This window comes from Corynebacterium sp. KPL2680 (assembly GCF_040225675.1).
Lineage (GTDB): Bacteria > Actinomycetota > Actinomycetes > Mycobacteriales > Mycobacteriaceae > Corynebacterium > Corynebacterium rhinophilum.
The window spans coordinates 53,199-76,060 of the sequence record NZ_JBEHFM010000012.1 but is presented as its reverse complement, the minus strand read 5'-3'; the positions used below and the strand labels follow the sequence as shown (position 1 = coordinate 76,060).

Annotated in this window: 19 protein-coding genes and 1 other RNA gene; 10 read left to right on the top strand and 10 right to left on the bottom strand. The window is 63.3% G+C overall.

The features are described from left to right. Positions 1-153 precede the first annotated feature (153 nt). The 6 genes from ffs (at position 154) to ABRP66_RS07560 (ending at position 5,878) form a co-directional block, all read left to right on the top strand. An RNA gene (gene ffs / locus ABRP66_RS07585) (signal recognition particle sRNA small type) lies at positions 154-250 on the top strand. A 63-nt stretch (positions 251-313) separates the two neighbouring features. Then, positions 314-1,585, top strand: coding sequence for an aspartate aminotransferase type Ic (locus tag ABRP66_RS07580; RefSeq protein ID WP_284770722.1), 1,272 nt, complete (start codon positions 314-316; stop codon positions 1,583-1,585). After that, entirely contained in the window at positions 1,539-2,132 is a 594-nt protein-coding gene (locus ABRP66_RS07575; protein WP_284770723.1) for a hypothetical protein, read from the top strand. The genes ABRP66_RS07580 and ABRP66_RS07575 overlap by 47 nt, the downstream gene beginning before the upstream one ends. An 18-nt stretch (positions 2,133-2,150) precedes the next feature. Continuing rightward, positions 2,151-4,727 (top strand): DNA polymerase III subunit gamma and tau, encoded by a 2,577-nt coding sequence (locus tag ABRP66_RS07570; RefSeq protein ID WP_284770724.1) that lies wholly within the window; start codon positions 2,151-2,153, stop codon positions 4,725-4,727. A 56-nt stretch (positions 4,728-4,783) separates the two neighbouring features. Then, positions 4,784-5,149, top strand: a complete 366-nt coding sequence (locus ABRP66_RS07565; protein ID WP_023024999.1) for a YbaB/EbfC family nucleoid-associated protein — start codon at positions 4,784-4,786, stop codon at positions 5,147-5,149. A gap of 72 nt (positions 5,150-5,221) precedes the next feature. Further along, positions 5,222-5,878, top strand: coding sequence for a recombination mediator RecR (locus ABRP66_RS07560; RefSeq protein WP_023029977.1), 657 nt, complete (start codon positions 5,222-5,224; stop codon positions 5,876-5,878). 41 nt (positions 5,879-5,919) lie between these two features. Here the strand turns inward: ABRP66_RS07560 and ABRP66_RS07555 are convergent, their stop codons facing one another. The 6 genes from ABRP66_RS07555 to leuA form a co-directional block, all read right to left on the bottom strand. Beyond that, complete coding sequence (locus tag ABRP66_RS07555) at positions 5,920-7,011, bottom strand: HNH endonuclease signature motif containing protein (protein ID WP_284770725.1); 1,092 nt, start codon at positions 7,009-7,011, stop codon at positions 5,920-5,922. Positions 7,012-7,135: 124 nt separating this feature from the next. Then, a complete protein-coding gene (locus ABRP66_RS07550; protein ID WP_284612742.1) occupies positions 7,136-7,909 on the bottom strand; it encodes a type 1 glutamine amidotransferase in 774 nt (257 codons plus the stop codon). Then, the gene (locus ABRP66_RS07545; protein WP_284770726.1) at positions 7,902-9,179 is read right to left on the bottom strand and encodes a Mur ligase family protein; all 1,278 of its coding nucleotides are present in this window, start codon (positions 9,177-9,179) and stop codon (positions 7,902-7,904) included. The genes ABRP66_RS07550 and ABRP66_RS07545 overlap by 8 nt, the downstream gene beginning before the upstream one ends. A gap of 27 nt (positions 9,180-9,206) precedes the next feature. Beyond that, entirely contained in the window at positions 9,207-10,487 is a 1,281-nt protein-coding gene (locus tag ABRP66_RS07540; RefSeq protein WP_502879911.1) for an exonuclease domain-containing protein, read from the bottom strand. Between the two features lie 300 nt (positions 10,488-10,787). Continuing rightward, positions 10,788-11,570 carry a hypothetical protein gene (locus ABRP66_RS07535; RefSeq protein ID WP_284770728.1) on the bottom strand — a complete coding sequence of 261 codons (783 nt, stop codon included), beginning with the start codon at positions 11,568-11,570 and terminating at the stop codon, positions 10,788-10,790. Positions 11,571-11,604: 34 nt separating this feature from the next. Next, a complete protein-coding gene (gene leuA / locus ABRP66_RS07530) occupies positions 11,605-13,422 on the bottom strand; it encodes a 2-isopropylmalate synthase (protein WP_284770729.1) in 1,818 nt (605 codons plus the stop codon). Between the two features lie 235 nt (positions 13,423-13,657). Between leuA and ABRP66_RS07525 the strand changes: the two genes are divergently transcribed. Beyond that, the gene (locus tag ABRP66_RS07525; protein WP_284770730.1) at positions 13,658-14,749 is read left to right on the top strand and encodes a hypothetical protein; all 1,092 of its coding nucleotides are present in this window, start codon (positions 13,658-13,660) and stop codon (positions 14,747-14,749) included. On the opposite strand, the gene ABRP66_RS07520 is transcribed toward ABRP66_RS07525, so the two are convergent. After that, a complete protein-coding gene (locus ABRP66_RS07520; RefSeq protein ID WP_284770731.1) occupies positions 14,746-15,588 on the bottom strand; it encodes a DMT family transporter in 843 nt (280 codons plus the stop codon). The two genes, ABRP66_RS07525 and ABRP66_RS07520, sit on opposite strands and share 4 nt — an antisense overlap. Positions 15,589-15,828: 240 nt before the next feature. Between ABRP66_RS07520 and ABRP66_RS07515 the strand changes: the two genes are divergently transcribed. Together ABRP66_RS07515 and ABRP66_RS07510 are read left to right on the top strand one after the other, a co-directional pair. Next, positions 15,829-17,094, top strand: coding sequence for an aspartate kinase (locus ABRP66_RS07515; RefSeq protein ID WP_023016575.1), 1,266 nt, complete (start codon positions 15,829-15,831; stop codon positions 17,092-17,094). Positions 17,095-17,128: 34 nt separating this feature from the next. Further along, on the top strand, positions 17,129-18,160 hold the full coding sequence (locus ABRP66_RS07510; RefSeq protein WP_349838533.1) for an aspartate-semialdehyde dehydrogenase: 1,032 nt from the start codon (positions 17,129-17,131) through the stop codon (positions 18,158-18,160). 95 nt (positions 18,161-18,255) lie between these two features. Here the strand turns inward: ABRP66_RS07510 and ABRP66_RS07505 are convergent, their stop codons facing one another. After that, positions 18,256-19,614, bottom strand: coding sequence for a YkvI family membrane protein (locus tag ABRP66_RS07505; RefSeq protein ID WP_284783227.1), 1,359 nt, complete (start codon positions 19,612-19,614; stop codon positions 18,256-18,258). Positions 19,615-19,874: 260 nt separating this feature from the next. Beyond that, positions 19,875-20,417 (bottom strand): RNA polymerase sigma factor, encoded by a 543-nt coding sequence (locus ABRP66_RS07500; RefSeq protein WP_284783226.1) that lies wholly within the window; start codon positions 20,415-20,417, stop codon positions 19,875-19,877. A 183-nt stretch (positions 20,418-20,600) separates the two neighbouring features. Between ABRP66_RS07500 and ABRP66_RS07495 the strand changes: the two genes are divergently transcribed. Then, positions 20,601-22,151, top strand: a complete 1,551-nt coding sequence (locus tag ABRP66_RS07495; protein WP_284783225.1) for a catalase — start codon at positions 20,601-20,603, stop codon at positions 22,149-22,151. A gap of 145 nt (positions 22,152-22,296) precedes the next feature. Here ABRP66_RS07495 and ABRP66_RS07490 read toward each other — a convergent pair whose 3' ends face one another. Further along, positions 22,297-22,851 (bottom strand): hypothetical protein, encoded by a 555-nt coding sequence (locus ABRP66_RS07490; RefSeq protein ID WP_284783224.1) that lies wholly within the window; start codon positions 22,849-22,851, stop codon positions 22,297-22,299. Between the last annotated feature and the right edge of the window lie 11 nt (positions 22,852-22,862).

Genomic DNA, 22,862 nt, shown 5'->3' with positions numbered 1-22,862 from the left:
GGTCAGACGTAATTTCTGGGCAATTATTGGGCTTCGGTGGGGCAGGGTGGCGCGCTTACCGTACTGCTGCCGCTTACCGATGCCGCCCGCAGCCTCCGTCTCGCTCCGAGAGACGCGTATTTGGCTAATGTGGCCCGCGGGCGTTAGAGTAAAGGCAGGATTCCGCGTGGCGTCCATCCTCTGAACTCCCCCAGGGCAGGAATGCAGCAAGGGTCAGGAGGCTCTGACGGGTGCGCGGGGTCCCTTTTTTATGCAGGGTGCGTTAGTATTGGTGGCTAAACGTCGCACCACACTACGGAAGGTAGACATACTAATGTCGCTTCTTACTCTGGAATCGTCCGCCTTGGCAGAACTTGCCGCGAAAGTCCGCGAAGAATACGCGGACCTGAAAGCAAAGGGTCTCAAGCTGGATCTGACCCGTGGCAAGCCGTCGAAGGCGCAGCTCGATCTCTCCAATGCGCTGTTGTCGCTGCCAGGTGAGGGAAACTACACTGATTCTGAAGGCGCTGACCTGCGCAACTACGGCAACCTGAAGGGCGTAAAGAAGCTGCGCGAGCTGTGGGGCGAGCTTACCAATATTGACCCGGAGCTCTTGCTGGCCGGCGATAGCTCCTCGCTCAACATCATGTTCGACCTCATTTCTTGGGCCTATACCTTCGGTACCAACGATTCGCCGCGCCCGTGGAGCGAGGAAGAAAACGTCAAGTGGATCTGCCCCGTGCCTGGCTATGACCGCCACTTCGCCATCACGGAACTCTTCGGCTTCGAGTTGGTGACGGTGCCGATGGAAGACGACGGCCCAGATGTCGAGGCCATCGCGAAGCTCACCCAAGACCCGCAGGTCAAGGGCATGTGGCTCATTCCCATGTTCTCCAACCCCACCGGCGTACTCATCTCGGAGGACAAGACCCGCCGCCTGGCGGAAATGGACACCGCGGCGCCCGACTTCCGCATTGTGTGGGATAACGCCTATGCCGTGCACACGCTGACAGACGAGTTTCCGGAAGTCTTGCCGGTGCTGGACATCGCCAAGCAGGGCGGGCACCCCAACCGCTTCTGGGCCATGTCCTCGAGCTCCAAGGTCACCTTCGCGGGCTCTGGCGTGAGCTTTTTCGGGTCCTCGGCAGAGAACCTCGACTGGTACTTGGAGCACGCGGGCATCCGCGGCATTGGGCCGAACAAGATTAACCAGTTCGCCCACGCCGAGTTCTTCGGGTCCGCGGACGGCGTGCGCGAGCTGATGCACCGCCACGCCGAGCTGTTGGCGCCGAAGTTTGCCGCCGCGCGCCGCATCCTGGATGAGCGCCTAGGTGAGTACGGCGTCGCGGAATGGACCGACCCGGAGGGCGGCTACTTCATCTCCATGGACGTCGTCGACGGCACCGCCACCCGCGTGTGGGAGCTGGCCAAGGACGCCGGCATCGTGCTCACCAAGGCGGGCGCGGCCTACCCGCACGGACGCGATGAGAATGACCGCAATATCCGCCTTGCGGTGTCGCTGCCGCCGCAGGAGGAAATCGAGGAAGCCATCGACGGCGTTGCCACCTGCGTGCTCCTGGCGGCCATCGAAAAGGCGGAGGGCTAAAATCAACGCCGATGAATCCGCCGTGTGGCTCAGCGAGGTCATCCCGGCCCCGCTGGAGTTCCGGTACGTCGACGGGCGCAGGCTGGGTTTAGCCACGCTTGCCGATGCCCAATCCCTCGCCCTCACCACCACCTTCAACGACGTCGATACCGGCCTGCGCAGCGATGCCGAAGGCCTAGATGTGCGCTGCGAACTCGTCACTGTGGCGCGCGTGGGCCAGCCCGAAGTCGCCGCCGCCGTGGGGGCTGCGGCCGCGAAGTTGGAGAAGGCGGGCGGCCTCTTGCCCGCGCAACCCGGTGTCTTGCTGCCGTCACTTTTGGATCTCCCCGGCGAGCAGACCGTGCACCACGGGCTGCTCATCGCCCCGTACCTCTGGGGCGGGCAGACGCCGCAATACCGCGAGGAGAACCGCCTGACGCTCGTGCTGCAGCTGGTCATGCTGATGGATGCGGAATATGCGTTTGGGGTGGAAGAGGGCGTCGGCAAGCTGCAGGAAGCCGTGGCCGAGCAGGGCATTGACCTGCTGGACTGGTCGCGCGAGGGTTAGCCGGTAAACTGGCTAACCGTGGCTTTATACCGGAAATACCGTCCAGCAACGTTTGCCGAGGTCGTGGGGCAAGAGCAGGTCACCACGCCGCTATCTGCCGCCCTCGACGCGGGGCGCATCAACCACGCCTACCTCTTTTCCGGCCCGCGCGGCTGCGGTAAGACGTCTTCGGCGCGGATTATGGCCCGCTCGCTCAACTGCGAGCACGGGCCCACCTCGACGCCGTGCGGCAAGTGCGATTCGTGTGTGTCGCTCGCGCCCGGCGGCCCGGGCAACCTGGACGTGACGGAGCTCGACGCTGCCTCGCACAATGGCGTGGAGGACATGCGCGAGCTGCGCGACCGCGCCTACTATGCGCCGGCGGAATCGCGCTACCGCATCTTCATTATCGACGAGGCGCATATGATTTCCCCGTCCGGCGCCAATGCGCTGCTCAAGGTGGTTGAAGAGCCGCCCGAGCACGTGATTTTCATCTTTGCGACGACGGAGCCGGAAAAGATCATCGGCACCATTCGCTCCCGTACGCACCACTATCCCTTCCGCCTGCTTACCCCGCCCGCGATGAAGGGGCTGCTGCAAAAGACCGTGGCTTCCGAGGGCGTGCAGGTTGAAGACGCCGTCTATCCCATGGTCATTGAGGCAGGCGGCGGTTCCCCGCGCGATACCTTGTCGCTACTGGACCAGCTTTTGGCTGGTGCGGGGCCCGATGGCCTGACCTATGACCTCGCGCGCCCGCTGCTGGGCGTTACGGACGTCACGCTTCTCGATGACACCATCGCCACCCTCGCCGAGAACGACAAGGCCGGCCTTTTCGCACAGATCGACAACGTCATCGAGGCCGGCCACGACCCGCGCCGGTTTGCGGTGGATCTGCTCGACCGTTTGCGCGACCTGATGATCCTGCAGGCCGTGCCGGGGGCTATCGATGCCGGCCTGGTTTCCGCGCCCACCGACCGCGCCGAGGTGCTCACCTCCCAAGCACAGCGTTTTTCCGGCCCCCAGCTGACCTATCTTGCCTCGACGGTCAATGACCGCATCAGCGATCTGACCGGGGCCACCTCGCCGCGCCTGTTGCTCGAGATCATGTGCGCCCACTTGCTCATTGGTACCTCGTCCAGCGTGGCACCGAGCGCGGCGCCGAGTGCCGCCCTTGGTGCGGCATCCGCAGCCCAGCCTGCCCAACCCAGCGGCGCCCCGCAATCCGCACAAGCCGGCCAGCCCAACCATGCTGGCCAAGGCGCACAGTCTGCACAATCGGGTCAGGCGGCACCTTCTGCGGGAAACGGGCCAGCCTTTTCGGGCGCCCAAGATCCGCAGTCGGCAGCGGCTGCCATCATCGCGCGGCGCCGTGCAAAGTCCCAGGCGCCGCAAAACCAGGCCGGGTCGAGCTCCGATGCACCGTCGGCACCGCAGCAACAACAAAACCAGACCGCCGCGGGCACCGGGGCACCGGCTCCGGCACCGGAATCGACATCACCGTCAGCACTGTCATCGCCGTCTCAGCCTGAGCAGACACCTGAGCAACCGGAGGCAACGGCGCAGCATTCGCGGGCCGGACATGAGGACGCAGCGCAGTCTGCGCAGGCCACCCCGGCTGAGCAATCGGCGCAGCCGGCAGGGGATGGGAATGAGGAGCGATCTGTCTCACGGCTTGCGCAACCGAGCGCAGAATATATGCAGCCGGGGCAGCAGTCCGCGGATTCGCAGTCTAGCGATGTGCCTGAAAAGGACGCTTCGGCTACCGAGGGAAGCGGCGACGTAAAAACTGACGTCGGCGCGGATCCATGGGGCCAGGAGCGCCAGGTTCCGCAGAATGCGCCAGCCCGCGGCAACGGCCAGGCGGAACCACTGGAGAAACCGGTGCCGGCGGCGACAGAGCAGTCGGAGGGGCAGCAACAAGCCCAGGCAGAACAACCGCAACAGCAAGGGGCATCGGCAAGCGGCGATGACGGTGACTTCGTGGAGGCAGTGAAGAGGAAATGGGTGGAGCTGAGGGGGAGCGTCGGCAAGCGGAATAAGGTCGCTGAAATCATGCTTGCCGAAGCCCGCGTGCTCGGATTCCGCGATAACACGCTGACGCTGGGGCATACCACAGGTGCGCTGGCAGAACGCATCAATGCGCCGGCGAATAATTCCGTCATCGTGGACGTGCTACGGGAAGAATTCCAACGCGATATTCAGGTCAACTGCGTGGTGGGCACGGACCCAAAGACCGCCGGGTTCGATGCGCCGCGGGCGCCGCAAAGCAAACCCGAATGGAACCCCAACGCGCCCGAACGCGAGCCGAGCGACGACAAGGAGGCAGAGAGTAAGCCCGGGTGGCGCTCGCGCATCGCCAAGGCAACCGAGGCGGCGAAGCAACGCGATGACGAAATTGCGCGCACGCCGCAATTTAGCAACGGGGTGCCGCTGCCGCCCGAGCCGGAGGGCCCCGCGGACGAACCGCCGCCGGAAGAACCGCCGGCCTATACCCGCGATGACGAAGAACGCGACATGGTCGAAGCCGCGCAGTCCGCAGGCGAAATGGACCACCGCAGCGCCACCGAGGTGGCGATGGAGCTCGTGGAAAAGGAACTAGGCGCACGCCGTGTTTAGGACTGTGGCACGGTAGACTCGGGCGGTAGCAAAGCTATTGAGAAAGGACGAAAGCTATGGCTGAACAAGATTCCACCCCACAACCCAACGACATGAACGACCTCATCGCGCAGGCAGCGCAGGTGCAGGCCGAGCTGCAGAAGGCGCAGGAAGAAATCCTGGCCACCAATGTTGAGGGAAGCGCGGGCAATGGCCTGGTTAAGGTGACCATGACCGGTGGCGCCGAGCTGGTAGACCTGCAGATTGATAAGTCCGTGGTTGACCCTGAGGACATCGATACGCTGCAGGACCTGGTGATGGGCGCGTTTAAGGATGCCCACGCCGCTGCGGGCAAGTTGGCACAGGAAAAGATTGGTCCCCTGTCGCAGGGCATGGGCGGCCAGGGTGGACCGTCGATGGATGACATGTTCGGCGGCTTCTAGCTGCGCGATATTCTACAAAGGCCGTTGCCCCGATGATGGGGTCGCGGCCTTGACGTAATTTTGGGAGTTGTGGTGTTTGAAGGACCTCTGCAGGACCTCATCGATGAGTTTTCGCGCCTGCCGGGCATCGGCCCGAAGTCGGCGCAGCGTATCGCGTTTCATGTGTTGCACATGGAACCGGAGGATATTGAGCGCCTGCAAAATGCCTTAGGCGGCGTGCGCGACGGCGTTACTTTCTGCCGCATTTGTTGCAATATTTCGCGCGAGGATGTCTGCCGGATTTGCATCAATTCGCAGCGCGACGCCTCCACCATTTGCGTCGTGGAGGAGCCGAAGGACATCCAGGTTATCGAGCGTACGGGTGAGTACGAGGGCCGCTACCACGTCCTCGGCGGTGCGTTGGACCCGCTGGCCAATGTTGGGCCGAAGGATTTGAATATTTCCACGCTCCTCCAGCGGCTGGGCGGGGTGCTGCCGGATAGGGAGTTGGCGGATTCCACGCCAGAGGCCCCGCTTTACGACGACACCCCCACCATCCGCGAGGTCATCCTCGCCACAGATCCGAATACGGAGGGCGAGGCCACCGCGGCATACCTGGTGCGGTTATTGCGGGATTTTCCCGATTTAAAGATCACTAGATTGGCCTCCGGCATGCCGCTCGGAGGCGATTTGGAGTTCGTGGACGAGCTCACCTTGTCCCGTGCGCTTTCGGGGCGCTTGACTATCTAGGTGTCCGCAGCACCGGCCCGGGACTTTTGGTTTCTTGGGGTTTAGGGCACGTTGGCGGTGGGCCCGCGTGGCGCGCGGCCAGTAAAGACTGGGGGAGGCGCATTCGGCTCCGGTGGCGAGGCCGAGTGCGGCCGTGCAGCGGAACCCGGAGGGTCTGATGACGGGGCGGGGCGGCCCGCGTGGCGCGGATGCGGCGGCAGCCAGGCGATGCGCCCGTTGATGCGCGCCATCCGCCCCCGCCCCGGAAGGCCGTTGATGGAATTGTGGTACGGGCACAAAAGGCACATATTCGCCGGGTGGGTGTGGCCACCGCGGGCGTATTCGAAGATGTGGTGGGCTTGGCATTCAGCGGCGGGGCGCCTGCAAGCGGGCCAGGCGCAGCGCGCGCCTTCGGCCTCGAGCATGCGGCGCTGCTTGGCGGAGGCGTGGCGGGCACGGTAGAGGTTGACGGGGCCTTCCGCGGGGTGGATGAGGGTAAAAAGCCCGGCGCCGGCGAGCGTGCGACGGAGGAGATCAGCGCCGGTGATGGTGGCACCGTTGGTCATGGCGAGGCGGACTTCTGAGCCCTCGCCGCGCAGGATTTTCAGGTAATCCGGCAGCTCGATGATGACATTGGTGGTCACGCTGGCCGGCGCGACGGCACGGGAGCCGGTGAGCCAGGCGAGGGGATTATCCTTCGCGGTGGCCCAGATATCGGCCATTTCGGCGGCGGGGCCGGTAAAGCTCAGCGTGGTTTTCTCGCCGTGCAGGATGCGGCGCCCGCCGTCTTCGCGCTCGGGCGGTGGGGCGATTTCGCGCAGCAGGCGTGTGGCGGCGCGGGACACTTCGGCGGTGGTCCCGGCGGTAGCGCACAGGGTTTCGCGGAAGCGCCAGCGCTCGGTGGGATTTTTCACTCGCTGGGAACGGCGGGCGATGAGCGCGAGCGTGGCCAGGCTGTGCTGGTTGCGGCGCGCGGCGGCAAGGGTGCGGCGTTGATAGCGCGAGTGGCTGGTGGGCGCGAGGAAAGCCTCGGCAGTGCGGCGCAGCTCGCGCGCGTGGTCCGCAGGCAGGGGCAGGTCAGCGGCGGCGTAGGCTTCTTCAATCAGGTCTACGCCGCGCTTGGCGATGTCCCCCAGCTGCTCCAATAACGTCATGCCCCGCAGCCTAGGGTTGGGGCCTGGGAGCTACAAGGCGGCCGCGCCCGGCCTGTGGATAACTTGGCTCAAATCGGCCCTTTTGGGTCGTGAGGGCCGAGAATTGGCGAAGTTATCCACAGGCTTAGCGCTGGGAGCGCGGTGGCTCGGCGGCGTTGAAGCGCTCGGTGCGCAGGCGGTCGACGGCGGGGATATCCAGCGGATCGAGATCGGCGAGCGGGACACCCATGGCTTGGGCGAGGAGCAGATCCGCGAGCTGCGGGTTGCGGGCCAGGGCGGGGCCGTGCATATAGGTGGCGATGACGCTGCCCTGCACGGCGCCTTCGTAGGTGCGTTGGGTGGAGCCGTCGGCGAGGTCTGCGGTGGCGGCTTGGTCGGCGTTGCCATTGCCGCGGGTGAGGGTTCCCAGCGGTTGGGCGGACGGGCCGAGGATGGTCGCGCCCAAGTGGTTTTCGAAGCCGGTGAGCGGCTCGGTGAGATCTGCGGTCACGCCGGCGCCGGTAGGGGTGGAAGATACCTCGCCGATGGCGCGGTCTTGCATGCCGGCGGTGGTGGCATCGATAAGCCCGACGCCATCGATAACCCGGCCGGAAGCGCGGAAGGACTCGCCCAGGACCTGCAAGCCGGCGCAAATGGCCAAGATGGGGCGGCCGGACGTGGCGGCGCGGGTTAGCCCGCCATCGGCAATGAGGTGTTCTGCGGCAAGAATCTGCGCGGTGTCTTCGCCGCCGCCGATGGTATAAATATCCAGCGTCTCGGGCACGGGTTCGCCAAGCCGGATGGGGTGAATTTCGGCGTCGAGGCCGCGCATGCGGGCGCGTTGGCGCAGCACGAGGGCGTTGCCGTCATCGCCGTAGGTACCGAGGACATCGGGAAGCACTAGGCCGATATTAAGCATTATTAGCCTCCTTGGACAGGGCCTTTTTCAGATCGCGGAAGGCGGTGTAATTGGCAAGGACCTCGATGCGGCCTTCGGGGCAGGCGGCGAGCGCATCCATGGGGTCTGGGATGAGCTGGTGGGTGATATCCGCGTAGACGAGGCGGACGGCAAGGTCGGTTCCGCGCTCGCCGGCGGCCTTGACGCTGAGCCCGTTAAAGCCCTCGAATTTTACGTCCCAGAGCCAGGACATGTCGATGCCATCGGCAACCTGCCCGTTCGTGGCGATGACCAGCCCATCGGCGCTGCGGTCCACCATGGACAGGGCCTCTTGCCAGCCGGCGGGGTTCTTGGCCAGCAGCAGGCGAATCTCGCGGCCCTTCCAGTGGATGGTGGAATACCGGCCGGCGACGTCATCGATGCTTTCTGCCGCGGCAATAGCGCGATCCAAGTCCACGCCGAAGCCCTCGACAGCCGCGGCGATGGCCTGCGCCGCGTTACCGCGGTTGGCACGGCCCGGCAGCGCCAGGTTCAGCGGGCGCTTTGCGGTGGGGGTAATAACGCCATGCTTGTCGATGCCCCACGTCGGCTGCGGGCGGCGGAACTCGCGGCCATCGGCAAGCGGCTTTACTGCGTACCAGTCATCCTCGGTGCGCACGACGTGGCCGCCGGTGCGCGGGCAGGTGACGGAATCGCCGAGCCAGCCGGCACCGGCAGAAACCCAGATGACGTTCTTGGCGTCGTAGGCAACCGAGGTCATGAGCACGTCATCGCAATTGGCGATGACCAACATGTCCGGGTGGGCCTCCACGGCGCCGCGGAGAGCGCGCTCGATCTTGTTGATCTCGCCGACGCGGTCGAGCTGATCGCGGGTGAGGTTGAGCAGCACAAGCGCCTGCGGGTTGAGGTTATCGGCGACGTGCGGCACGTGCAGCTCGTCGACCTCGAGGACGAGGTGTGAGGCGTCCTTGCCCGCCATGAGCGCGGAGATGATGCCGGCGTCCATGTTATCGCCGCCGTCATTGGTGGCGACCTGGTGTTCGGCGCGGACCGCGGCGGCGAGCATGCGGGTGGTGGTGGACTTGCCGTTGGTGCCGGTGACCAGCACGGCCGGGCGCCCGCCGCCCAGGTTGGTCATGATGGAGGGGTCAATGGCATTGGCGATAAGGCCGCCGATCATTCCGCCGGCGCCCCGGCCGGTGGCGCGGGAAGCGGTGGTGGCCAGCTTCGCGGCGGATGTCGCGGCGGTGGTGCGCAACTTCTTCAAGGCACCCGGGACTGAAAAACTCATGCCCTCTAGGGTAGCCGGGGAAGTGGGCTAGGCGTTGTTCTTGGGCGCCGAGCCGCCAGAATTTCGCCGCCCCCGGCCGCGCCCGCCGCGCCTACGCCGCCGTTTCTGGCTCTTGCTCTGGTTATTTCCGCCGCTCATCTGCGGGGGCTGGCGCCGCGCAGTGGTGGGGTCTTCGATGCGGGTGAGGGCATCGAGAAACGCGGCATCAGACATCAGCGGGATGCCCTTGCGCTGGGCGTGCATGGCCTTGCCCACGAGATCCGTGGTGACATTGCACACGACAAGCGATGCCTCGCGGGTGAGCTTTTCCGAATAGTTCAGCTCCTCGCGCATGAGGGCGGAGATAATCGTATCCGGGTCCTCTAGGATTTCGGGGGCCACGACAATTTCCATGCCGCGGCGCAGTTCCTTGCCGGGCTCGTATTTTCCGGGGTTGTGGTGCTGCACGGGGGCCTCGGCGGCATCGACGCGCACGTGCGAGCGTTGCAGGCCAAAGCGGTCGGCGCGGACATCGTCTGGGGCATAGCTGCGCACCGGGCCGCGCTGTTGGTGCTGGTAGAGCTGGATGAGCAGCTCCGTCTCCTCGCGCGAGGTCTCCTGCTCTGGACGCCGGGCGCGTTCCACCGTCGCCTTAGGAGCAGCATCCAAGCCATTCTGCTTAGCGACGCCCCTCAGCCGCACATCATTCGACCGCACGCCCTGCGCATACGAGGTGGCCAAGGTATCGATGATGCGCACGGGCGCGGGCATGTGGCCCACCTTTTGGCGGCGGCGCTTGCCTTTATTGCGACCGCGGTTGCGCGCGCGGTTTTGACGTGCGGCGGTCATCATGGCGCGGCGGGCCTCGGCGACGATAAAGCCCCAGGTATAGGGGATATCGTGAACGACGAGGGTGCGGCCATCGATAAGCTTATCCAGCGATTTGAGGACTCTGCTAAAGGCAGGGGCCTGCTCAATATCCGCGACGGTCAGCCCGTGGAGGTGGTGTGGGCCAGCATCGATATCCGGCTTGAGCACGGCGTGGAAGCGCTGGCCAATATCGCCGGCGTTATCAAAGGCCACCGCATCAATGGTGACGATGCGCCCGGTCGACGGGTGGATGCCCGTGGTCTGCAGCGTGAGGGCTACGTAGGGGTGCTTGGTGACGGTCTCGGCCTTGTCCGGCTGCTTTTGCGGTGCGCTGTCCGCGCTGGATGCGGACGGAGCAGCTGAAGCAGCGGGGTCGGCTGGGGTTTTCGGTGTCGCCGGCCCGCCGGAGGGGCGGACGGCGCGGCGCGGCCGAGGCCGGCGCGGGCCTGGTTTGGCCATACCTGTGCTGTTGGGGACGCTGGTGCTGGATTCGCTTTGGGAGTTGGGGCCCGGCTTGCGCTGCTGTGCCGCAGCCTTGGTCTCCGGTTGGGCGGCGGAGTTGGCTGCGGAGTGAGGGGACGCCTGGGCGTGGGTCCTAGCCGCATGCTGGGACGCCATAGTCGCCGGCGAGGGAGCCTGCGGCGACTGTGGGGAGGGGCCAGGTGTGTTATTCATCAGCCTTAGTCTAGTATCCCGGAATTCCTGTGGCGGGACAGGGCGCGCCGGACCTTTTCGTTGCCTAATCCGGTTTAGTGGACACTAAACCGCGACGATGAATACGGTCACCAGCGCCACGACGGCGACCACGGCAATGGCCGTGACCCACCACCCAGTGCGGCGCGTGGGCTCCGGGGTGGCGGTGACGGCGCGAAAGCTGCTGGTTTCGAAGGTCTCGGTCGCCGCCTGCGTGGTCGGGGTGGCAACGGCCACGGAGTCTTCGTTGGAAGCGGGCAGCGGATCGCCGGCGTAGATGCTCAGCACGCGATCGTTGCCGCGCGGGGCGTGGTAGGCGTGGGCGAGGATGGGGGCATCGGCAAGCGGGGGCAGCGAGGGACCCGGGGACAGGGTGGTGAGGAATTTAGGGCCGAAGAAGACATCGACGGCGTCGGTGGAAGGCACCAGGTTGACTAGCACGTGCATCCGGGCCTGGGCCGGGATATCGAGATCTGCGGGGAGATCGGTGATATCGATGGGCGGGGCATAGCCGAGCATCGTATAGGGCCCGCCGGGCGGATTATTCGCCGGCAGGCAGAGCCCGGGGCGGGGAAGCAGGAGGGCGACGTGGCCATCGGCATGCGGCTGGGCTGTGGCGGCTGGGGTGAGACCGGCGCGGAAAAGGAGGTCGATCTCGGGGTATTCCGTGCGGTCCGCGGCGCTGATGGTGCCGATCTGGCCCTGTGCTTCCACGCTTAAACCGCCCTCCTGGCTGGGAGCCAGGGTGACGGTAAAATCCTCCGTGCCCTTCACCGATGCGCCGTGAATGGGCAAGGCCTGCACCGCGCCGAGGCCGCGGTGGGGGATGAGGTAGGTAGAAGAAGGCATAGTCGATCTTCTACCATGTCGGCCCGCGCCCGCGTTATGCCAACGCGCGGTTTACTGCGGAGGTAATCGCGTTGATGGAGGCGCGGGTCGTGGAAGCGGCGATGCCTGCGCCCCAGACCTTGTTCTGGTTGACGTCGGCGGCAATGTAGCAGGCGGCCTCGGCATCATCGCCGGCCGAGCGCGATTGCTGGGAGTAGTCGATGACATCGAAATCGATGCCCAAGGACTCCAGCGCATTGGCGTAGGCGGCAATGGGGCCGTTGCCGGTGCCGGTGACCTCGGATTCCTTGCCGTTATAAGTCACGGTGGCGGTCACGGTGGCATCGGTATCATCGGCGGAAATATTGTCGATCTCAAACGATTCCAGGTGCAACGGGGTGGTGCGGTCCAAGAATTCGGTGGCGAAGATGTCCCACATATTCTTGGAGTTGACCTCGCCGCCTTCGGTATCGGTGATTTCCTGCACGACGGTGGAAAACTCCGCCTGCATGGCGCGCGGCATATTGATGCCGTGGTCGGTCTTCATGATGTAGGCGACGCCGCCCTTGCCGGACTGGGAGTTGACGCGGATAACGGCCTGGTAATCGCGGCCCACGTCCTTCGGGTCGATGGGCAGGTAGGGCACCTCCCAGATGGCATCGCGCAGCTCTTCCCAGCTGACGTCGGTGGAATTGGCCTCCGGACGCACCGTTGCGGCCAGCGCGTCCAAGCCCTTATTGATGGCATCCTGGTGCGAGCCGGAGAACGCGGTAAAGACCAGTTCACCGCCGTAGGGGTGGCGCTCCGGGACACGCAGCTGGTTACAGTACTCCACGGTTTCGCGGATCTTGGGCAGATCGGTGAAATCGATCTGGGGGTCAACGCCCTGAGTGAGCATGTTCAGGCCCAAGGTCACCAGGTCCACGTTGCCGGTGCGCTCGCCATTGCCAAACAGGCAGCCCTCAATGCGGTCGGCGCCGGCCATATAGCCCAGCTCGGCGGCGGCAACGCCCTCGCCGCGGTCATTGTGGGGGTGCAGCGAAATCAAGATGGAATCGCGCCGGGCCAGGTTGCGGTCCATCCACTCGATGGAATCGGCGTAGACATTCGGCGAAATCATCTCCACCGTGGACGGCAGGTTGATGATCATTGGGTTCTCGGGGCTGGGATCCATGATGGCGACCACGTCATCGCAGACCTCGCGGGCGAAATCCAGCTCGGTGCCGGTAAAGGACTCGGGGGAGTATTCCCAGCGCCAGTTGGTATCGGGGTAGTCGGCGGCGATGGATTTGATGAGCTCGGCGGCATCGGTAGCCAGCTTCTTGATTGCCGGCTTGTCCTTGCGGAAGACCACGCGGCGCTGCAGCTTCGAGGTGGAGTTATAAAAGTGCACGATGACGTTCTTGGCGCCGGCGCAGGCCTCGAAGGTGCGGCGGATCAGGTGTTCGCGGGCTTGGACGAGGACCTGGATGGTCACGTCCTCTGGAATCTTATCGCCCTCGATGATTTCGCGGACGAAGTTGAAGTCCGTCTGGGAGGCGGACGGGAAGCCGACCTCGATTTCCTTGTAGCCCATCTGCACCAGCAGGTCGAACATGCGGTGCTTGCGCTCGGGGCTCATGGGATCGATCAGTGCCTGGTTGCCGTCGCGCAGGTCCACGGCGCACCACTGCGGGGCGTGGGTGATCTTCTTTCCCGGCCAGGTGCGGTCCGGCAGGTCGATGTCCTCGACCTCTACGGCGAAGGGTTGGTAGCGCTCGAAGGGCATGGAGGAGCCGCGCTGCTTATTCCACGCAGGCTGTCCCTCGCGGGGAGGGCCTGCAGGGGTGGTGATTTCGCGGGGTGCGCTAATGAAGGAATCGTTGGGAGACATGGGGGTGCGGTGTCCTTAATGTGTTTGGTGTCGGGAAGTGCGACGGCCAGCTGGGCTAAGGATTGCCAGACTCCGCGACGGGGCGCTGGCCGTAGGTTTAGGCCGAAATCCCGCCGCGGCAGATAAGGAGTAGGTCGTTCCGCAATGTCATACCGGTCACACTACAGAGGATCTCACGGTGTGGCAACATATTTCATTCAGCGGGACGCGCGGGCCCGTGGCGTACCATACTGATGTGCCTACTGTTCCTACCACCCGCCGCCCCGCAGCCGCGCCCGCGCTGCGCTGCTGGTTTTATGCTGCACTAGTGGCGGTTGCGGGAACGGCGATTCGCCTCAGCGTGCTCGCGGCGCTGGCCGCGGCGCAGGGCGATTCCCTCTGGGGGCTGCTGAATAAATGGGACGCCAACTACTACGTGGATATCGCCCGCGCGGGCTATGCCCCGGCGGATGAAACGACCCTTGCGTTCTTTCCCGGCTTCCCGCTGGTGGTGCGGGCAGTTAGCAACCTGCTGGGCACGGACGTTGCAGGCACGGCGATGGTCCTCAACCTCTTTTTCACCATCGCCTTGGCAGCGGGCGTCATGGCGCTGGCTAGGCAGATGGGGCTGGGGGTGCGCGGCCAGGTGCTCGGCGCGACGGTGGTCACCAGCGCGCCCATGAGCATCGTTTTTGCCATGCCCTATACGGAGGCGCTCTTCGGCGCGCTCGCGATCTGGGCCGTGGTGATGTTGCATGATCAGCGCTGGATCGCGGCCGGGGTGCTGATCTTTCTTGCCTCTTTCGTCCGCCTCACCGTGGTAGATCTCATCGTGGTCTTCGCGCTCATGGTGCTCTGCAAGGCGCGGCGCACCTGGTGGGCTTGGCTGAGCGTGGCGGTATCGGCGCTGCCCTTAGCTGGCTATATCTGGTGGGCCAATCGCCATTTACCCGGCGCCGGCGGCTACTTTGGCCTGCAGGAAAAGCACTGGAATTCCGGTTTCGATGGTGGCCGGGCGACGGTGTCCTGGGTAGCAGAGACGCTGTCTAGCGCCACGAATGGTGGGTATTTGCTCAGCGCCGCAGTCATCATCGCCGCCCCCATCTGCCTGCTGCTGGCCTGGGGGCGCCTGCCGCTGCCAGCCTGGCTCTTTGCCGCGGTGCTGATGGCCAATGTGCTGCTTTCCGATGGCATCATGCACTCCCGCCCCCGCCTCTTACTGCCCGCAGCGGTGGTATTGGTGCCGTGGGTGGGCAAGAAGGGGGCATCGGCAAGCGTGGGTGCCTGGGTGCTCTTCGGAGCCTGGTTTTCGGCCTATATGCTGACCGTATTCGAGTGGGCGATCTAGCTGCGCTGGCTGACCGGGTTGCGGGACAAAATGATGGTCGCGGCAATCATGACGCCGAGCGCGGCCACCATGACGAGCCAGCCGGCGGTGGAATCAATGAGGAACTTTTCGCCCAAGACCATATAGCCCAGGCCGAAGGCGACGATGGGCTCGAAGATGGTCATGGCCGGCAGCGACTGCGCCAGCGGGCCGGCGTTAAAGGAGTATTGCTGCACTACGGTGCCGGTCAGGGCGAGGCCGATGAGGCCGTAGAACTGCCAGCTGCCCACCAGGACGCTCAAGCCTTCGTGGGTGAAGATATCGACCACGGCCTTGGAAAGCAGGGCGACGAAACCGTAGATGACGCCGCAGGCCGTGCCCAGGGCGAGCGGGCGCTGCTCGCGGAATTTATGGCCGGCCACGCCCAACGCGACCAGGGTGGCCAGGCCCAATAGCAGGGCGGGCCACCACTGGCTCCACTCCGGCCGGGGATTGCCGGCAACGGGGCGGCCGTAGACCACCATCACGCCGACCGCCACCGTGAGCGCAATGGACCAGAACGTCTCGTGCACGGGCATGGGGCGCTTGGCATACCAGGCCGAAAGCGGCAGGGTAAACATGAGCGAGAGGACCAAAATGGGCTGGACTACCAGCAAGGTACCAAAGCCCAGGGCGACGACCTGGAGGCCATAGGCGAGGATGGCTGCGCCAGTGCCGACCCACCACAGTGGGTTGGTCATAGCGGAGCGCATGACTGAATCGTCTGCTTCAAGGGCGATGCGGTGGCGAACGACCGTGCCCCAAGCAACCGTAAGCGCGGAGGCGAGCGCGAAGAATACGGCGAGGAGGTTGCTTAACACCCGCTCAACGCTAGTAAAAAAGTGACGGAGATGCATTTTGCTTATCGATGCCGCCCCCGGCCCGGCGCCTAGCGCGCGCACGGGGGTGTATGTGAATAAAATAAAAGTATTGTCTCGGAATTATGATGAGGTGTAGCGCCTTGCGGGGTAGCATAGGAATTTGACTAGTGTCCGACAGGTATTTCTGTGGCGCGTCTGCGCGCAGGGGTGCCTTTTAAAACGAAAGGTGGCAACCACACCGTGGCCCTGATCGTTCAAAAATACGGCGGCTCCTCCCTCGAATCCGCAGATCGCATCCGCGCGGTAGCGGAGCGGATTGTGGCCACTAAAAAGCAGGGCAATGATGTCGTCGTGGTGTGCTCCGCTATGGGGGATACCACCGATGAGCTTCTTGACCTTGCAGCGCAAGTCAATCCCGTTCCCCCGCAGCGCGAAATGGATATGCTCCTTACCGCCGGCGAGCGCATCTCCAATGCGCTAGTGGCCATGGCGGTGGAGTCCCTGGGCGCGAAGGCCCAGTCTTTTACCGGCTCCCAGGCGGGCGTGCTGACGACCGAGCGCCACGGCAATGCGCGCATCGTTGACGTCACCCCCGGCCGCCTGACCGAGGCCTTAGAGGATGGACAGATCTGCATCGTCGCCGGATTCCAGGGCGTGAATAAGGACTCGCGCGATGTGACCACGCTGGGCCGCGGCGGGTCCGATACCACCGCGGTCGCCCTGGCGGCGGCGCTCAAGGCGGATGTGTGCGAAATCTACTCCGATGTCGATGGCGTCTATACCGCCGATCCGCGCATTGTTCCGGATGCGCAAAAGCTAGAAAAGCTCTCTTTTGAAGAGATGCTGGAAATGGCCGCCGTAGGATCCAAGATTCTGGTCCTGCGCAGCGTGGAATACGCCCGCGCTTTCAATGTTCCGTTGCGAGTTCGCTCGTCTTATTCAAATGACCCCGGCACGTTGGTGACCGGCTCGATGGAGGATATCCCCGTGGAAGAAGCAGTACTTACTGGTGTAGCAACTGATAAATCCGAGGCGAAGGTAACCGTGCTGGGCATCCCAGATCGCCCGGGCGAGGCCGCGAAGCTTTTCCGCGTCATCGCCGATGCGGAGATCAATATCGATATGGTGCTGCAAAACGTCTCCTCCCTGGAGGATGGCACCACCGACATCACCTTCACCTGCCCGCGCGCCGATGGCCCCCGCGCGATGGAGCTATTGAGCAAGCTGCAGTCTGAGGGCGGCTGGTCCAATGTGCTTTACGATGACCAGGTGGGCAAGGTCTCCCTCGTCGGCGCCGGCATGAAGTCCCACCCCGGCGTGACGGCGGACTTTACCGAGGCCCTGCGCGATGTGGGAGTGAATATGGAGCTTATTTCCACCTCCGAAATCCGCATCTCCATGCTGACGCGCGAGGCAGACCTGGAAAAGGCGGCGCGCGCCCTGCACGATAAGTTCCAGCTCGGCGGCGAGGAAGAAGCCACCGTCTATGCTGGAACCGGACGATAAACCAGAGCACTACAGAGCAGTAAAAAGGAAGACAATGACTACCGTTGCAGTCGTCGGCGCCACCGGCCAGGTCGGCCGCGTGATGCGCTCCATTTTGGAAGAACGTAATTTCCCGGCGGATAAGGTGCGCTTTTTCGCCTCTGCCCGTTCCGCAGGCACCGAGCTGGAATTCCGCGGCGAGCAGATTGAAGTGGAGGACTTGGCCGAGGTCACCGAAGAATCCGTTGCCGATGTCGATATCGCGGTATTTTCCGCGGGCGGTTCCACCTCTGAGAAGTGGGCCCCGGTCTTTGCCGCCGCGGGCGCTACCGTGGTGGATAATTCTTCGGCCTACCGCAAGGACCCGGAGGTCCCGCTCGTGGTATCTGAGGTAAACCCTGAGGAGGCGAAGAACCCGCCGAAGGGCATTATCGCCAATCCGAACTGCACCACCATGGCCGCCATGCCGGTGCTGAAGGTTCTGCACGATGCCGCCGGCCTCAACAAGCTGCACGTATCGTCCTATCAGGCGGTATCCGGTTCCGGCCTGGCGGGCGTGCAGACGCTGGCCGCGCAGGTCTACAGCGTGGGCGATCACAACGTGAACCTAGTCCACGATGGTTCTGCCCTCGATGATGAGGACCTGGGACCTTTCGTCGCGCCCATTGCCTATAACGCGCTGCCCTTTGCCGGTAACCTCGTCGATGACGGCAGCAACGAGACCAACGAAGAACAGAAGCTGCGCAATGAATCCCGCAAGATTCTCGGCCTGCCGGACCTCAAGGTTGCCGGCACCTGCGTGCGCATTCCCGTCTTTACCGGTCACACCCTGACCATCCACGCGGAGTTCGACAAGCCCATCACCCCCGAGCAGGCCACCGAGCTTCTAAGCGATGCCCCAGGCGTGACGGTTGCCGATGTCCCCGCCCCCCTCGCCGCCGCCGGCAAGGACGATTCCTTGGTCGGGCGCATCCGCCAGGATCAGACGGTAGATGACAATAAGGGCCTCGTCCTCGTCGTCTCTGGCGATAACCTGCGCAAGGGCGCTGCGCTCAACACCATCCAGATCGCAGAACTTTTGGTATAGCCGCGAAGCCTTGCCCGGCGCATAAAAATTCGGCTCCTCGTTCCTGTAATGGGAAGCGAGGAGCCGAATTGCGTGTGGCTTCTAAAGCTTAAGCCTTAGTCTTCGTCTTTCTTGCCAAAGTCCAAGTCACTATCAACGGAAGGTACTTCCGGCTTCGTGTGCTGGACGTAGGTGACGGAAGGCGCGGGCTCTGAACGGTCGTAGTCGAGTTCATCGTCCTCTTCGAGCTCCTCGTGGATATCCTCGGCGAGGTGATCGATGAATTCTTGCGTGTGCATATTGGAGGCCGCGGCTAGCATGCGCAGCTCGCGCTCGTTCTTCTTGGTAAAGCGCTCGCGCGGGTCCAGCTTGCGGGCGACGAGATCGTGGGCGCGCATGCGGCGATCGGATTCATCGGCAAGCATGCCGCGGTTTTTAATGCGGTTATAAACCATCACGACAATCATCAGCAGGCCGAGGTAACCCAGGATGGGGTAGACGTTGCTGACCAAGGACTGGAAGCCGATGAAGGACAGGATGAAGCCGATGATGCAGGATGCGGCGTATACGGGGTAGAAGCGCTGTGGGTTATTGCGGGTCAGGCGCTTGCCCAGGGCGTAGAACATACCGATGGCAGTGTTAAAGACCATGCCGTAGATAACGAAGGTCATCAAGATGCCGAGAACCGGGTGGATGCCCGTAATCAGCTTCAGTACCGGCATGTCCTCGCCGTTGACGTCCTTAGCCTCGAAGAAGAGGGCGAAGACGAGCAGGGCCAGCAAGATGAGGTAAAGGAAACCACCGATGAGGCCGCCGATGCCCACGGCGCGGTTATCTAGGAAGTTACCGCCGATGACGATGGACATGGATACGGCCGTCATGACGTTCAGGCCGGTGTAGTTCAGCGCAGAAAGCCACCAGTTAGGCAGCGAGGTATTGACGTTATCGATGGCCCAGGTATTCAGGGACGCGAAGTCCACATCGGCCGTAAGGATGGTGTAGCCAGTGGCCAGCACCACGAAGATGATGATGAACGGGGTGATGGTACCGATGACGCGGGTAACGCGGTCCACGTCCATAAGGCCCACCAGCAGCACGAGGATCAGCATGACGGTGCCGCCGACCCACACGGGGATGCTGGGGAATTGCTGGTTGATATTGGAGCCACCACCGGCGAACATGACGAAGCCGATGGAAAACAGCGTAATCAGCGTGGACCAGTCCAAGATCTTGGCGGTGACTGGTGAAGCGATCTTGTTGTAGACAGCGGTGTGCTCCACCGCCTGGAAATAGGAGCCCAGCTGCAGGATGGACACGCCGGTGACCATCATGAGGGCGGCGGCGAGGGCGATGCCCCACAGGCCCCATTCACCGAAAGCTACGAAGTACTGCATGGCTTCTTGGCCCGAGGCAAAGCCTGCGCCCACCACGACGCCAATAAACGCCATGGAGATTCCGATTGCGCGTTTAATCATGAGGGGAGAAACTCTCTTACTCACACTCGCCGGGCCCGGCTTTGGGAACGCGCGGGCCCGGATCGACGGTCGATTTATCACGTGTGTGTATCTAATAGAATCACATTTCACCCGTGACTTCACAGCTGAAATCGTGTCACTTTAGTATTTTTCTACCCCGCCCTAGGCCCGCAGGATCCCGCTGCACTGCCCTAAGTACCTGCACGTTGTTAAGTATTAGGGCGAAAGTATGCGTCCAAGCGCTCGAACATTCGGGGGTATTAATTTGCGCCCTCGATGAGGTCCTTGCGGGCGCGCGCCACGCGGGAGCGGATGGTGCCAACGCGCACCCCGGCGATCTTGGCCGCTTCCTCATAGGTATAGCCCAGTACCTGGGTGAGGATGAGGGCTTCGCGGCGGTCGGCTGGCAGGGCATCGATAAGCGCACGGGCATCGATCCAATCGCTCCAGGAACCGGAGTTTTCCGCGGCGGAGCTCATGGCGTCCTCGTATTGCGTGGCGGATTTGCGGGGCCGGGCCATATCGTGGCGGATATTATCCACCCACACGCGCCGGGCCAGCGAGAGCAGCCAGGTGCGCGCGGAAGAGCGGGCGGCAAAGCGTGGCAGGGCGCTGATGACGCGCAGGTAGGTCTCCTGGGTGAGGTCGTCGGCGATTTCGGGGCCACCCAGGTGGGCGAGGAGGCGCCAGACATCATCCTGGGTGGCCTTGATGAACTCCGTAAGCGCTGCTCGGTCGCCGCGCCCAGCCCGGAGGGCGAGCTCGGTGACGCGGGCGTCGTCTGCTGCGGAGTGGTGTGTCACCTGAATGAATCTACCAGTAGCTCCTGCATTTCTTATCCAAGGTTGCGGTGGCTGGGGCAAAAGCAAGCGGCTTATGCGCGGAAAAGGTAGCGCAGCGCCGTTATACGTAGTAAGCTATGGGTTGTCCGTGATTGATAATTGACCCCAAATTATCGACTGATTGCCAGGAGGCAAAGACATACCATGACTGATTCCACCGCTGATGACATCTTGAACAAGGGACAGCGTCCCGCAGGCAAGGGCACCACGACCCGCCCTTCCGGCCAGCCCGTTCCTTCTGAGAATACGTCCGTGACCGCCGGACCCCAGGGTCCGGTCGCGCTTAACGATATTCACCTCATTGAAAAGCTCGCCCACTTCAACCGCGAGCGCGTGCCCGAGCGTACCCCGCACGCCAAGGGCCACGGCGCCTACGGTGAGCTGCACATCACCGAAGATGTGTCCGCCTACACCAAGGCTAAGGTCTTCCAGAAGGGCACCGTCACCCCGATGATGGGCCGTTTTTCCACCGTTGCCGGCGAGCAGGGCTCCCCGGATACCTGGCGCGATGTGCACGGCTTTGCCCTCCGCTTCTACACCGAAGACGGCAACTTCGACATCGTGGGCAATAACACCCCGGTATTCTTCCTGCGCGATGGCATGAAGTTCCCGGACTTCATCCACTCCCAAAAGCGCCTGGGTTCCAATGGCCTGCGCGATGCCGATATGCAGTGGGATTTCTGGACCCGCAACCCGGAATCCGCCCACCAGGTGACCTACCTGATGGGTGACCGCGGCACCCCGAAGACCACCCGCCACCAAAATGGCTACGGTTCCCACACCTTCCAGTGGGTCAACGAAGACGGCGAGGCATTCTGGGTGAAATACCACTTCATCTCCCGCCAGGGCGTAGAGAATTTCACCGATGAAGAGGCCACCGTAGAAGCCGGCCAGAACCCGGATAGCCACCGCGCGGATCTCTACAACGCCATCGAAGAGGGCAACTACCCCATCTGGGATGTCAAGGTGCAGATCATGCCGCTTGCTGAGGCTGAAGATTACCGCTTCAACCCCTTCGATCTGACCAAGGTCTGGTCCAAGAAGGACTACCCGCTGCACGATGTGGGCTACTTCGAGCTCAACCGCAACCCGCGCAACTTCTTTGCCCAGATCGAGCAGGTTGCACTCGATCCCTCCAATATCGTGCCGGGTGTTGGCCTATCTCCGGATAAGATGCTTCAGGCCCGCGTCTTTGCCTATGCAGATCAGCAGCGCTATCGCATCGGGCCGAACTACAAGCACTTGCCGGTCAACCAGCCTCGTAATGCGGAGAAGGTCAATACCTACGAGCACGAGGGTCCAATGCAGTACTTCTACAATGCACCAGAGGATCCGGTGTACTCGCCCAACCGCCATGCGAAGGGCACGGGCGTGCTTGATGATGCCTCCGTCAACAACCGCGAGGACCTAGAGACCACCACTGCGGCGGACCTCTACGTGAACCCGGATTCCCACGGTCAGGACTTGGTCCGCGCGCCGTACGTACGCCATGCGGAAGACGATGACTTCGTCCAAGCGCGCGACCTGTACGAAAACGTCTACGACGACGGCGCCAAGGAGCGCTTGGTCACCAATATCACCAACGCGATGGCCGGCGTGTCCGAGGAAACCGAAGAGCGCGTTTACCAGTACTGGACCAACGTCCACCCGGATCTGGGCCAGCGCGTGCGCGAGGTCTTTGCCGAAAAGAAGTAGCCCGCCACTGCGGTTGTACTGCTTCTTAGAGGCATAAAACACAGGCCGCCTTCGACCAACCCCGCGTCCTCAACCCACAGCGAGTTGCTGTGAGTTGGGTGCAGCGGAGACAGTTGGTCGAAGGCGGCCTGTACGTTAGGCGGTATTAATCGCAGCGGCGCATATTGTCTGAGACAAAGCTAGGAGCGCCCTGCTTGATCCATTTGTCCACGTCATAGCATGGCTCGCTCATCCCTGAGGTGGCTTGACCGATCGCGCGGATGGCCGTCCACTCGCCATCGCTATAACGCGCCCATACGGTCCAATCTGTTTGGTCTTTGCCAAAGTGAGCCCAGGCACCGTCACAATCTATCACCACAATGTTGTCCATTTTGGGAACAATGGGAGCAAAGGACGCGGGGGAGCAATCGCCCTTGGCCTGCGTGGTGGTTGTGGTGACCGTGACTTCCTTTGGAGTGGGTTGTTGTGCCTGCGTCTTTTTGGGTGAGGTCGCAGGGGCATCGGTTGTAGTGGCTGCCGTGTCTTCCGCGGAGCTTGCAGATCCGGAACTGGATTGCGCCACGGCATCAGAAAACTGGGGCTCACTGGGGTGGGCGGAGGTATCGGCATCATCGGCGCAGGACACCAATGCCATGCACAGCGGAAACGCGGCCGCGCACGCTAGCGTGCGGGAGAACGGGGATTTCAGGGGGATAGGCATGTCTTAATAGT

Bases quoted from the DNA above. Each gene is read 5' to 3' on its own strand.
- ABRP66_RS07580 (WP_284770722.1), top strand. From the start codon at position 314: ATGTCGCTTCTTACTCTGGAATCGTCCGCCTTGGCAGAACTTGCCGCG.
- ABRP66_RS07565 (WP_023024999.1), top strand. From the start codon at position 4,784: ATGGCTGAACAAGATTCCACCCCACAACCCAACGACATGAACGACCTC.
- ABRP66_RS07555 (WP_284770725.1), bottom strand. From the start codon at position 7,011: ATGACGTTATTGGAGCAGCTGGGGGACATCGCCAAGCGCGGCGTAGAC.
- ABRP66_RS07550 (WP_284612742.1), bottom strand. From the start codon at position 7,909: ATGCTTAATATCGGCCTAGTGCTTCCCGATGTCCTCGGTACCTACGGC.
- ABRP66_RS07545 (WP_284770726.1), bottom strand. From the start codon at position 9,179: ATGAGTTTTTCAGTCCCGGGTGCCTTGAAGAAGTTGCGCACCACCGCC.
- ABRP66_RS07540 (WP_502879911.1), bottom strand. From the start codon at position 10,487: ATGGCCAAACCAGGCCCGCGCCGGCCTCGGCCGCGCCGCGCCGTCCGC.
- ABRP66_RS07535 (WP_284770728.1), bottom strand. From the start codon at position 11,570: ATGCCTTCTTCTACCTACCTCATCCCCCACCGCGGCCTCGGCGCGGTG.
- leuA (WP_284770729.1), bottom strand. From the start codon at position 13,422: ATGTCTCCCAACGATTCCTTCATTAGCGCACCCCGCGAAATCACCACC.
- ABRP66_RS07510 (WP_349838533.1), top strand. From the start codon at position 17,129: ATGACTACCGTTGCAGTCGTCGGCGCCACCGGCCAGGTCGGCCGCGTG.
- ABRP66_RS07505 (WP_284783227.1), bottom strand. From the start codon at position 19,614: ATGATTAAACGCGCAATCGGAATCTCCATGGCGTTTATTGGCGTCGTG.
- ABRP66_RS07495 (WP_284783225.1), top strand. From the start codon at position 20,601: ATGACTGATTCCACCGCTGATGACATCTTGAACAAGGGACAGCGTCCC.
- ABRP66_RS07490 (WP_284783224.1), bottom strand. From the start codon at position 22,851: ATGCCTATCCCCCTGAAATCCCCGTTCTCCCGCACGCTAGCGTGCGCG.